The sequence below is a fragment of the Streptomyces scabichelini genome (genome assembly GCF_011045015.1).
Lineage (GTDB): Bacteria > Actinomycetota > Actinomycetes > Streptomycetales > Streptomycetaceae > Streptomyces > Streptomyces scabichelini.
Map to the genome: position 1 here is coordinate 19,184 of NZ_JAAKZY010000037.1, position 12,298 is coordinate 31,481.

Annotated in this window: 8 protein-coding genes; 6 read left to right on the forward strand and 2 right to left on the reverse strand. The window is 71.9% G+C overall.

The window, feature by feature from the left end; genetic code table 11:
* Window position 1: 1 nt before the first annotated feature.
* Together G5C60_RS14395 and G5C60_RS14400 are read left to right on the forward strand one after the other, a co-directional pair.
* Window positions 2-634, forward strand: a complete 633-nt coding sequence (locus G5C60_RS14395) for a TetR/AcrR family transcriptional regulator (protein ID WP_165258907.1) — start codon at window positions 2-4, stop codon at window positions 632-634.
* Window positions 635-716: 82 nt separating this feature from the next.
* Complete coding sequence (locus G5C60_RS14400; protein WP_165258910.1) at window positions 717-1,442, forward strand: Mut7-C RNAse domain-containing protein; 726 nt, start codon at window positions 717-719, stop codon at window positions 1,440-1,442.
* A gap of 35 nt (window positions 1,443-1,477) precedes the next feature.
* Here the strand turns inward: G5C60_RS14400 and G5C60_RS14405 are convergent, their stop codons facing one another.
* The gene (locus G5C60_RS14405) at window positions 1,478-3,508 is read right to left on the reverse strand and encodes a thioredoxin domain-containing protein (RefSeq protein ID WP_165258912.1); all 2,031 of its coding nucleotides are present in this window, start codon (window positions 3,506-3,508) and stop codon (window positions 1,478-1,480) included.
* Between the two features lie 125 nt (window positions 3,509-3,633).
* Between G5C60_RS14405 and G5C60_RS14410 the strand changes: the two genes are divergently transcribed.
* The 4 genes from G5C60_RS14410 to G5C60_RS14425 all read left to right on the forward strand — a co-directional run bounded on the left by G5C60_RS14410 (window position 3,634) and on the right by G5C60_RS14425 (window position 12,101).
* Complete coding sequence (locus tag G5C60_RS14410) at window positions 3,634-6,837, forward strand: tetratricopeptide repeat protein (RefSeq protein ID WP_165258915.1); 3,204 nt, start codon at window positions 3,634-3,636, stop codon at window positions 6,835-6,837.
* A gap of 87 nt (window positions 6,838-6,924) precedes the next feature.
* Window positions 6,925-9,741 (forward strand): AAA family ATPase, encoded by a 2,817-nt coding sequence (locus G5C60_RS53155; protein WP_165258917.1) that lies wholly within the window; start codon window positions 6,925-6,927, stop codon window positions 9,739-9,741.
* A 6-nt stretch (window positions 9,742-9,747) separates the two neighbouring features.
* Entirely contained in the window at window positions 9,748-11,073 is a 1,326-nt protein-coding gene (locus G5C60_RS14420) for a CHAT domain-containing protein (protein ID WP_165258919.1), read from the forward strand.
* Window positions 11,070-12,101, forward strand: coding sequence for a hypothetical protein (locus G5C60_RS14425; RefSeq protein WP_241266798.1), 1,032 nt, complete (start codon window positions 11,070-11,072; stop codon window positions 12,099-12,101). The genes G5C60_RS14420 and G5C60_RS14425 overlap by 4 nt, the downstream gene beginning before the upstream one ends.
* A gap of 49 nt (window positions 12,102-12,150) precedes the next feature.
* Here the strand turns inward: G5C60_RS14425 and G5C60_RS53160 are convergent, their stop codons facing one another.
* Window positions 12,151-12,282 carry a hypothetical protein gene (locus G5C60_RS53160; protein WP_277611320.1) on the reverse strand — a complete coding sequence of 44 codons (132 nt, stop codon included), beginning with the start codon at window positions 12,280-12,282 and terminating at the stop codon, window positions 12,151-12,153.
* Window positions 12,283-12,298: the final 16 nt, after the last annotated feature.

A 12,298-nucleotide genomic window follows, 5' to 3' on the forward strand; every position in this document is an offset into this window, starting at 1 on the left:
CATGACCACGGCACGAACCTCCCTGCCCGAAGCCGCCCGGCACCTGAGCCTGCGGGAGCGGAAGAAGCTCAAGACGCGCATCGCGATCAGGAACGCCACGTATGAGCTGATCGAGGAGCAGGGGTACGACGCCACGACCGTCGAGCAGATCGCGGAGCGCGCGGAGGTCTCGCCGAGCACCGTCTTCCGCTACTTCCCGGTCAAGGAGGACATCGTCCTCACGGACGAGTACGACCCCCTGGCGGTGGAGATGCTGCGGTCGCGTCCGGAGGACGAGAGTCTGCTGGACTCGATGCGGTTCATCATCCGGCGGTCGATGGACATGGCGATCGCCGACGACCCGACCTTCGCGGATCGGGAGATGAAGCTGCGCGTCGGACTGATGGCGAACGTCCCGGCCGTGCGCTCCCGGGTCATGGAGACCATGTCCGTCACGGGCCGCCTGATGTGCGGGGCGATCGCGGAGCGCACCGGACGGCACGAGAACGACCTGGAGGTACGGGTCTACACCATGGGGCTGATGGGCGCTCTCCTCGAAGCGACCATCTACTGGGCCGAGCACGACTACCAAGACGACGTCCTGGACCTGATCGACCGCACCCTCGCCACCTTCAAGGACCTGCCCAGGCGATGACCCGGGCGACGGCCCGGACGACGGCCTCAGGGCGCCGGAAAAGGACCGGGCCGCCGTACCGCGGTCATGGCATCCTGACCCCGTGAACGGTCCGGAGATCCACGTCGAGTTCGCCCCCGAGCTGGGCATGTTCGTGCCGCAGGCGCGGCGCGCGGGGGCCACGGAGGTCGTCACCGACGGGGTCTCCACGCTCGGGCATGTCGTGGAGTCGCTGGGTGTGCCGCTGACGGAGGTCGGCGGGCTCGTCGTGGACGGGCGTGAGGTGCCCGTGTCGTACGTCCCGGTGGCGGGTGACTCCGTCGAGGTGCGGGCCGTCGAACGGCCGCAGCAGGTGCCGGGGGCGCCGCTCCGTTTCCTGCTCGACGTCCACCTCGGCACGCTCGCCCGGCGGCTGCGGCTGCTCGGCGTGGACGCGGCGTACGAGTCCACCGACATCGGCGACCCGGCCCTCTCCGCGCGCTCGGCGGCCGAGCGGCGCGTGATGCTCAGCCGCGACCGGGGCCTGCTGCGCCGCCGCGAGCTGTGGGCCGGCGCGTTCGTCTACAGCACGCGGCCCGATGACCAACTCCGGGACGTACTGGGCCGGTTCGAGCCCGAGCTGAAGCCGTGGACGCGCTGCACGGCCTGCAACGGCATGCTCGAAGAGGCCGCCAAGGAGGACATCGCCGACCGGCTCGAAGGCGGGACGCAGCGCTCGTACGACGTGTTCGCGCAGTGCGGGGAATGTGGGCGCCTGTACTGGCGGGGCGCGCATCACGACCGCCTTGAGGCGATCGTGATGCGCGCCGTAACGGAGTTCGGCTCCTGAAGCTGCGCCCCGTAGGGGCGCGGGGCAGTGTGCAGTCAAGAGACCAGCTTCTCCCGGAGGGACCCCGCGTCCGTCACCGGTGCGTCGCAGGTGAACCGGCGGCAGACGTACGCCGCCGGTTCGCCCTCGACCAGCGGGCGGTCGGCGAGGAGCGGGAGTTCGTCGCTGCCGGGGGTGCCCACAGCGACGACCGCGCCTGGGGCGGTGGTCAGGAGGGCCGTGCGGTGGAGTTCCTTCGTCGCCGGGTCGTCCTCCGGTCCGACGACGGCCACCTCACGCGGCCCGTCCAGCAGGGCCTCCGCGGTCGCGAGTCCCCAGCCGATGAAGCGCGGGGCGCGCGGGCCGAGCGCCTTGACGACGCCCAACGCCCCTTCCGCGGCGGTGCGATGGGGCTCGGCGCCGGTCTGGGCCGCATAGCTCAGCAGGGCACCGGCGGCCGCGCTCCACCCGGAGGGCGTGGCGCTGTCGGTCGGGTCCTGCGGGCGGCGGATCAGCTTCTCGGCGTCGGCGGCCGTGTCGTACAAGGCACCGGACTCCTCGTCGACGAACCGCACCAGCACATGGTCGAGCAGGAACCCGGCGAACTCCAGCCAGACCCCCTCACCGGTCACCGAGGCGAGCGCCAGGAAGCCCTCGGCCACATCCGCGTAGTCCTCCAACACGCCTGCGTTGGCGCCGACTTGGCCGTCCTTCGACGTACGGGCGAGCCGGGCGCGCTCGTCCAGATGAAGACGTACGAGGAGATCGGCGGCCTCGAGCGCGGCCTCGACGAGGTCGGGGCGGTCGAAATACGCGCCGGTCTCCGCGAGGGCGGCGATGGCGAGACCGTTCCAGGCGGCGACCACCTTGTCGTCGCGGCCGGGAGCGGGCCGCTGCGCACGGGCCCGGTTGAGGCGCTGCTTGACGGACTCGATCCGCTCGGCGTCGAACACGCCTTCCTGCTGCGGCAGTTGCAGAACGGAGGCGCCCTCTTCGAAGGTGCCCTCCTCCGTCACGCCGAAGTACAGGGCGGCGAGTTCGGCGTCCTCCTCGCCGAGGATCTCGGTGAGTTGCCGGGGCGTCCACACGTAGTACGCGCCCTCGACATGCTTCCCCGTACCGTCATCGCTGTCCGCGTCGAGCGCGGAAGCGAACCCGCCCTCGTTCGTGCGGAGTTCGCGGACCATGAAGTCGGCGGTTTCGAGGGCGACGCGACGGGCCAGGTCGGAGCCGGTGGCGCGCCACAAGTGGGCGTACACACGGCACAGCAGGGCATTGTCGTAGAGCATCTTCTCGAAGTGGGGCACGACCCACTCGCGGTCCACGGAGTACCGGGCGAACCCCCCGCCCAACTGGTCGTAGATGCCCCCGCGCGCCATCCGCTCACATGTATCGGCGGCCATCTGCAACGCGCCCTCGGCCCCGGTCCGCGCGTGATGCCGCAACAGGAACTCGATCGCCATGGACGGCGGGAACTTCGGCGCCCCGCCGAAGCCGCCGCGCTGGGCGTCGTAGTCCCGAGTGAGCCCGAGCAGCGCCTGCGCCAGCTCCTCCTCACCGGGCACGGTCGTGTCCCCGTACGAGATCTCCCGCCCGGCAAGATCCCGCGCGATCTTCCCGGCGACGTCGGCGACCTCCTCACGCCGGTCGCTCCACGCGCTGTGCACCCCTTCCAGCACCTGCCGGAAGGAGGGCATGCCCTGCCGGGGCGCGGGCGGGAAGTAGGTGCCGAAGTAGAAGGGCTCGGCGTCCGGGGTGAGGAAGACAGTCATGGGCCAGCCGCCCTGCCCGGTCGCCGCCTGCACGGCCTCCATGTAGACGGCATCCACGTCGGGCCGCTCCTCGCGGTCGACCTTGATGCTCAGGAAGTGCGCGTTGAGGTAGTCGGCGGTCTCCCGGTCCTCGAACGACTCGTGAGCCATGACATGACACCAGTGGCAGCTGCTGTAGCCGACGCTCAGCAGCACGGGAACGCCCCGTTTGCGCGCCTCTTCGAAGGCCTCGGCCGACCAGGGCCACCAGTCGACCGGGTTCTCGGCGTGCTGGAGGAGGTAGGGGGACGTTTCGTGGGCCAGTCGGTTCGGCATGGGGTCCATCCTGCCGCAGTACCCGCAATTCCCCGGACAAGCCGTGATCGCTGCCCTCTCGCGCCGACGTGCCGTCCGCAGGACACTTGGCCGGGAAAGTCATCGCTGGCGGAGGGGGACCTGACATGCGGGACAGCCATCGGGCGGAAGCCGAGCGGCTGTTGGCCCGGGCCGTGGAGGAGGAGGTTCGGCGCTCGGGCGGGCGGACCGATGGGAGCGTGCTGCTGTCGCGGGCGCGTGGGGCGCTGGACGCCATCGCGGAGACGGCCGCGGAGGAGTACGAGGCGTACACGAAGGCGCTGGACGAGGCGGAGGCGGGCCGGCTGACCTTCGGGCAGCGGTACGCGCGCGAGGGTGGGGGGACTGCGCTGCTGGTGGCGGCCGTCGCGGCGGTCGCGGCCGGCGTCACGGACCTGGCCTTCGGTACGGGTGCGGGGACGGCGGTCGGTGCCGGGGCCGTGGTCGGTGTGGCGGGCGCCGCGACCACCGTGCTGAAGGTGACCGCCTCCCATCTGCCGGCCGCCAGCCGCCGGGCCGGGGCCCTGAGCCAGCCGGGCGGCCCCGAGCAGCTGCGGCTCCAGTGGCTGACCGCCCTTGAGGTACGCGGCATCCGCCCGTTCCTCGACCAGCAGCGGGTGCTCAGCGCGTCCACGGGGCCGAAGAAGAAGGCGCCACAGCTACGGGGTACGGACAAGAGCGCGGCGGCACGCAGGCGCAGTGTCCTGGAGCGGTCCTTCGACCAGCTCCCGGAGCCGGAGGGGCCGTTCGCGGGCCGCAGGCAGGAGCTGGGACGGGTGGCGCAGTGGGTGCACGCGGCCCGCGCGAGCACGGAGACCAAGCCGACGGTGGTCGTGCTGCACGGCGCTCCGGGCTCGGGCCGCAGCACCCTCGCGATCCGTGCCGCGCACGCGCTGAGGGATCAGTTCCGGGGCGCGTGCGTGGTGGATCTGCGCGGCGACAGCCCGGAGGAGCCGCCGCTGTCCACCCGTGACGCGCTGCTGCACCTGCTCAACCGGCTCGGCGCGTCCCGCGAGCAGTTGCTGTTCCGGGAGCGTTCCTCGCCGGAGCAGCAGGTGCGGCGGCTGAGCGAGCTCTATCACCAGCATCTGACGGGCCTGCCCGTGACGATCGTGCTGGACGACGCGAGCGATGCGGAGCAGGTACGGACCCTCGTGCCCGAGCGCTCCGACAGCCTCGTCCTGGTCACCGCCCGCAAACCGCTCGACCTGCCCGCCGACCTCCCCGCCTGGGTGCACCAGCTCTCCGTGGACGCGCTGGACGCGTCGGGCGCCGAGGAGCTGCTGAACGCGGCGGCACAGGACACCTCGGGCCCGTACGACGCCGAATCCTGCGACCGGGTGAGGGAGTTGTGCGGCGGCCTGCCCCTCGCGCTGCGCATCGCGGGCTCCGCACTGGGCCCGCGTACGCACCGGCAGCTCGCCACCGATCTGGCGGCGTACGGCCCGGTCGAGCCGGTCGAACGGGTGCTGTGGCTGCGCTACACGGACCAGTCCGACACGGCCCGGCGGCTGTGCAGAAGGCTGGCTCTGGCGGGCCGCGCGTCGCTGGGCGCGGCCGCGGCGGCCGCCCTGCTCGCGACGGACGAAGCGGAGGCGACCCGGCACCTGGAGGCCCTGTCGCACGCCGGCCTCATCGACCACGTACGCGGCAGCCGCTACCGCCTGCACGACCTCGTCCGCGCCTTCGCGCAGGCCCGCCTGCTGGACGAGGAGGAACCTGCCGAGCGTACGGCCGCGCAGGAACGTCTCATCGTGAACTACGGGGAGTTGGCCGACTCGGTGATCCGCCTGGTCGACGGCAAGACGTCGACGCGCGCGGACACGGTCGGCCCGCACGGGTTCACCTCGCTGGACGCGGCGCTGCGCTGGCTGGACGACGAGTCGAGCTTCATCACGGCGGCCCTGCGGCACGCGGAGGGCGTGGACCAGGCGGCCGTACTGAACCTGCTCGGCGCCCTGTGCGACTACTGCCTGCTGCGCGGCGACCTCTACCGCCTGGGCGAGATCAGCGAGTTGACGCAGGCGGTGGACCAGGGACTGCTCATGCGCTCGGTCCAGTGGCGCACGGGCATCGCGGCCCGCCAGCTCGGCGAACTCGACAAGGCGCGTACGCAGCTCGCCTCCGTGGTGGACCTCTACTTCGAGGCGCACCACGACGCGGGCGCGGCAAGGGCGTTGTGCTCCCTCGGGATCACGCTCCACCACCAGGGCAACCTCACGGAGGCGGCGGCCAGGCTCCAGGAGGCCATGGACCTCCAGGCCTCCCCCGAGCTCGCGGCGGACCGCGCCTGGACGATGCACGCGCTGGCGGCGGTGGAACGGGACCGGGCTCGCCTCGCCACGGCCCTGGAGCTGCTGACCCAGGCCCTGGTCCTGCACCGCCACGGCGAGTCCGTGCACGGTGAGGCCTGGGCCCACTTCCAGCTCGGCCAGCTGGGCCTGCGCATGGGCGACGTACCGCGCGCGGAGGCGGAACTCCGCGAGGCCCTCGACCTGTACGGCCGCACCCGCGACGCCCGCGGCGAGGCCTGGGCCCTGACCCAGCTCGCCCGTGCCCGGCTGGTCGACGGCGACCCGTCCTCCGCCGTGGACGGCCTCCGCCAGGCGATCTCCCGCCACCGCGACAACGAGGACGCGCGCGGCGAGGCGTGGACGGTGTACTACCTGGGCCAGGCGCTGGAGGAGTCGGGCAGCCTGGATCAGGCGGTGCGGGAGCTGGAGCGTTCGCGGACGATGTTCTCGCGGATACGGGACGTGTACGGGCTGGCCTGCGCCCGCCACCACTCGGCCCGCGCCACCCGCGACCAACGGGCCGCCCAGACGGGCTCGTTGCGCAACTCGGGCTTCGCCCGCCAACTGCTCGTGGACGCCCGGGCGGACTTCCAGCGCATCGGCGTGGCCCATGGCGAAGCCTGGACCTGCCTGGAACTGGCGGTGGTCGACGCGGGCAACGCCCGTACGCAGTCCGCCCTCACCTTGTGCGACGAGGCGGCCTCGCTCTTCGCCTCCTACGGCGACCGCAGAGGCGAGGACTGGGCCCGGTTCCTGCGCTGCACCCTGCTCCCGTACGCCTCCCCCGGCGGCAACGAAATCGGCACCGCCGTCGCCCAGGAGGAACTGACCCAGCTGGCCCGTACCGACCATCCGGCTCGGGACGGAAAGCTCGACGACTACGTGGGGGCGTATCAGCTGCTGCTGGAGCGGGGGATCGATCTGGACGCGGGCTGGCAGGCCTGGCGGCTGGGGATGGTGCCCAGTCGGCATGCGCGGGAGGTCATGGGGGTGCAGGTCGCGGCGGGGAAGGGTTGAGCGGTGACGGGGTATGCGCCGGACCCGGGAGACGGGTCGATGCCGCGGGACGAGTTACGGAGTCCTACGCCACCGCCTGAGGATCCGGTGCCGTTCGTGGGGCGGGACGAGGAGATCGAGTCGCTCGCCGAGGGGCTGACCAGGGCTGGGCTGGGCGGAAGGGTGCCTGTCCCGCAGGTACTCGTGCTGCACGGGCCGCCCGGCGTCGGCAAGACGGCGCTGGCCGCGGCGTTGGTGATGAGGCCGGAGCTGCCTCGGGTGCACTGGATCCCGGTGGGGGCCTTCGCAAACACGGAGACGACCCTGTTGCGGCTGCTCGCCGAGCACGGCGCACCGCGGCGGGAGATCGTCGCGGCGGCGCTGAAGGGTGAAGAGGAGTTCCAGCGGGTTCTGCGGGCCCAGTGTGCGAGGTTCATCCGCGGTTCCGTTGTGGTCCTCGACGTCCTCGACAAGGGGAGGCCCGCGCTCGGCCGCAATCTGCTGGCCGTACTCGGCAACAGGCGGAATCTGGTGATCGTCACGGGGCGGGAGGCGTCGGACTGGGGGGACCTGGGCGCCCGGCTGCATGCCGTGGGGCCGCTTGGTCCGGCGGACGCGGCCCGACTGGTCGAGGCCGTCGCCGCCGCCAAGCACGCACGTAGCGCCCTCGCCCCTGCGAGTGCTCACCGCCAAGCAGTCGACGCGGCGCAGGGGCTGCCCGCGCTGCTGCGCGTCGCGGGCGCCCAGCTGGCTTTCGGCGACCCGTTCTCCGGGATCTCGACCCCCGACGCTCTGGTCACCCGCGTCCTGGATCTGTGGGATTACCTTGCCGACGAGCGTGCCGTGCTGGAAAAGCTCGCCTTCCGGGAACCGAACGGCCCGTTCACGTCCCGCACCGTCGAGGCGTTGTTCCCGGAGCGCGACTCGGCCTGGGCAGCTGTCACGTTGGACATGCTCGCGGCGTTCGAGGTGGTGCAGGAGACAGGTGACGGAGTGTTCGTCCTGCCGTCGCAGATCGCCACCGCCATACGAAACCGTGTGCCGACAGGGAGCCACCCTTCTCACGCCACTGCCGTGGCCTCGCAACTGCTACAGGCCGTCGGGAAGCGTGTCCGGGATGCGGCCGACGCGCTGGACGGTCGGCACCGGCCGTCCCCGCACAGTCAGTCCTCCGGTCAGCGCACACCCGACGAACTCGCCCGGTCCGCCGATGAGTTCATGGCCCTGCTCAGTGACTCTCCGCCCAGCTCGCGGGAGATGCACCTCCAAGGCACAACGCACCTCACCGGGGCGCTGGCGTCCGTGTTCACCGTGTACGGCGATGCCCACCGGCTCGTGGCTCTGCTCCGGCTCATACGCCGTCCCTCGCCCGGACTCCTGAGCGAGGCCGCCCGCGATCTGGGCATGCCTCAGGAAGCCCGGGAACTGCTGGGCCGGGTCGGCCGGGACACTTCGTACGAGGCCGCGCCCGCCTGGTACTCATCGGGCGACCTGCAACAGGCCCTGCGTACGTCAAGCAACGCACGAGTCCAACAAATCGCCTACCGGCCCGGGTGGTTGACTGTCCGCGGCGCGGCGCTGTGCGACCAAGGGCGGCCGTTGGAGGCTGTCCAAGTGCTGGAGGAAGCCCACACGGCTCATCGTGGCACCGGCTGCACGCGCGGATGCGGCTGGGCTCAGCTGCACCACGCGCGCGCATGCCTGCTGCTCGGGCGGGCGGCGGAGGCCGAGCACCTGCTGGGGCAGGCTGCAGAAGCGTTCCGGTCCGTCGGTGACGTACGTGGCGAGAACTGGGTGGCCACGGAGAAGATCCGGCTCCTCCTGCTCCACGGGCGAGAGGGGGATGCTCTGGATGTCGCGCGGCGAGCGCTCATCGCGCACGAGCGTTCAGAGGACATCCGCGGAATGGGCTGGACTTGCCACTATCTGGGACTGGCCCACGCCAGAAGGGGCAGCGAGGAAGACGCCCGCTCGGCACTGCGGTTCGCGGGGGGTCACTTCCGGGACTGTGCCGACGAGCTGGGGAGCGCCTGGACACGGCACCGGCTAGCCGTGCTCACCTCCGAAGGCGGGAGTGTCGACGAACTCGAGGCGGTGGCCACGGAGTTCGCCGACCTCGGCTGCACGCTCGGACAGGCGTGGTCCCTGCTTGAAGTGGCGCTCCGCTCACCACAGGTGTCGTCCTTCGACGACGCCGTGACGCTTGCCGAGGAACTCTTCCGTGACCTGGGCGACCTGAATGGCCTCACCTGGGCAAACACCCTGCGCGACATGCGGCGCCGCCCTACGGAGTATCTCGTGCTGGAGAGCTCGTCCAGTCGTCTCGGTTCGGCGTACCTCAGTAGCTGTCTCTGGGAGTTCGGCAACTCGGTGAACCAGCGCCGGCCCGCCATCCCCCTACGGGCCCGCGATCTCGTCGCCGTACACCGCGATCATGAGGAGCCGGAACCGGAACCGGAGCTGCCCCCGCTGGTGCAGCACCCATGGGTAGGGCTTCCGCCGGCGCTCCCCGCGTCCCCCAGGCGGAACACGCCCCACTGCCGGGTCCGCATCACCCTCCTCGACGACTCCCCCACCACATCGGCCACCGCCCGCCTCCTCCTCCGTGTGACCCCGACCCAGGACCACCCTTGGTCCGCCCACGCCGAGGCCGGAACCCCATGGCTGACCGCCACCGCGGTCCCGCTCACGCCCGCCTCCGTCGAGCCCGCCACCGCCCTCCTGCGCCCCGCCGAACAGGCCGCCCACGGTGGCGAATTCACGTTCACGGCGCACCGGCCCGGCCGTCACGTCATCCGCTTCACCGTCGCCCTGGAACGCACCGGCACGGTCCTCCAGCAGGTGGAGACGGAACTCGACATCCTCGACGGCGACCACCTCCGCGACCTCGCCGGCCCGCGGGCCGCCTCGACCACGGAGCGGTAGCGGGCGATGAGCACGGAACTCCGGGTCCGCGTGATCCAGGACCCCAGCCAGGGTTTCACCACCCTGCCCGACGAACTGGCCAAGGGCCCCGACATCACCGTCTGCTTCGATGTCCTGGCCGGCGACCGCATCAGGGCCCGGCTGTACGGACCCGCCGTACCGTCCCTGTTCGGCACCGAGCACCGCGCGGACCTCACGGCCCGCCCCGCCGACGTGCGCACGGCCGCCGCGCGTCTGTGCCGCGTCTGGAAGGAACTCCTCGTCGACTTCCGGCCGCTGACACGGGACGGCCGCCCGGCGCCGGACGGCCCGGAGCAGCCGTACGCCTCCCTCGTGGACCTGCGCACCCGCCCGCCGCGGGAGTTGTACGACATCGTGGAGGAACTGGCGCTGGCAGGCAGCGAGTTGCTCTTCGGCACCCTCCTCGGCGGCCAGGACCGGCGGATCGAGCGCTTTCGCGAGTATCTGGCCGAGTCGCTGTCCGCCCGCGAGGGGCTGCGCGTCCGCTTCGACTCGGAGCTGTATCTGCCGTGGCCGATGGTGTGCCTGCGACCCGAGGACGTCCCGGCGCCCACGCGGGACGCGGACCCGGCCGCCGTCCATCCCCGTTTCCTCGGCCACCGCCACCAGATCGAGCAGACCGGCGGCGCCTATCCGTGGCTGGACGGCCGCCGGGAGGCCCCGGCCGTGCCCGCCGTGAGCCTCAACCGCGACACCCGGATCGACCGCAAGGGCCGGACCCGGGCCGCGGAGGTGGCGGCCCTGCTCGCCAAGGACACCGAGTTCGTGGAGCGCACGACGCGCACCGAACTCACCCGGGCCCTCGCGGACAGCGGCCTGTGCGAGCAGCTGATGTACTTCTGGTGCCACGGCCACTTCGTGCACAACGGCACCCAACCACCCTGTCTGGCCCTGAAGTTGACCGACCAGGCGACCATCGACGCGCACACGGTGCGGGACTGGCGGCGGCGTCTGGGGGACGACAGCCCGTTCCAGCCGTTCGTGATGCTCAACGCCTGCCATGCGGGGGTGCCCGCGGAGGGCGGTGACTCGGCGTTCCTGGGAGGGGCGCTGATCCAGGCCGGCGCGCGGGGTGTCCTCGGACCGCAGATCGAGATGCCGCAGATCTTCGCGGCCGAATACGCGCTGGAGTTCCTGAGCCGCTATCTGCGCGGCACCGAGACGGCGGGCACGGTCGCCCACGCGGTCGCCCGGTACTTCGCCGACGAGCTGCACAATCCGCTGGGCTTCGCCTACGCCCTGCACTGCGGCATGGACACCCGCCTGGAACGGACCGTTCCGCCGACCGGGGAACAGGAGATCACCGTATGAACCCGGGCGGCATGAACGCGGGCGGCGTGAACGCGGCCGACGGGCACCCGGCTGATGTGCACCTGGTCGACCTCGGCTCCGACGGCTGGCTCCTGGAGGAGACGTCCGGCGGCCCGCGTCCCGTCCCCGCCGACCGTCTGGACGACCATTTCGCCGAGGAGCTTTCCCCGCCCGACTGGGCGACCGACCTGCTGGTCTATGTCCACGGCTGGCAGACCAGGCCCGAGTCCGCACTCATGGCTGTCCACCGGCTGCTGGACCTGACGGCCGACCAGTACGACCGCCATCAGGCCCTCTATCCGCAGCTCAAGCCGTGGCGGCCCTGGACGGTCCTCGTCCGCTGGCCCTCCCGCTCCCTGCCCTCCCTCGGCGGCTACCGCCGCATCCGCGACCGGGCGCACACGATGAGCGCGGACGGCGGTCACGCGGCCCGCGTCATCGGCCGGCTGCTGGGCTACCTCGACACGCACCGCGCCGATCCGGCCGCGGCTCCCGTCCTGGCCAACCGCGACGGCCAGTACCTGCACCTGATCGGCCACTCCTTCGGCTGCCGCTTCCTGTGCGAGGCGGTGCAGTGGGCGGCGGACGCCCCGGCCACTCTGGGCTGGAGCACACCGGAGCCCCCGAACCGGCCCTTCACCGTCGACTCGATGCTGCTGCTGCAGATGGCGGCCCCGCGCGACGCCTTCGCGTCCCGGTTCACCGCCCTCGCCGAGGCACCGCTGCGCGGCCCGGTCGTGGCGACGTACTCGCAGCACGACCGCGCCACCGGCTTCTGGCACCTACGGGCGGAGCGGCGGGCGGGCATCGGTTACGCGGGCATCGGCACCGCCCCCGCACCGGTGTCGTCGATCAGCATGCTCCCGCCCGGAAAGCCGTACCCCCTCTCCACCCTCGACCACCGCTTCGTCAGCGTCGACGCGAGCGACGTCTTCGTACGCGGTCACGGCCCGGCCGGCGCCCACTCCGACCACCTGCACCCGGAGTCCGCCCACCTGCTGCTGTCCCTGGCCGACCATTCGCGCTGACGCGCCGTCTCAGTCCTCGTACGGGTCCACCATCAGTCCTCGTACGGGTTCACCACACGAAGCGGCTGCCGGACGGCCGGGGTCTGCCGTGTATCTGGTGCCGCAGCCTCGTACGCAGCGTGTCGATCTCGTCGAGTACTCGACGGTCCTGAGCGGTCAGGGCGGGCGTATGAGGCAGCACGTCTTGATGAGACCCA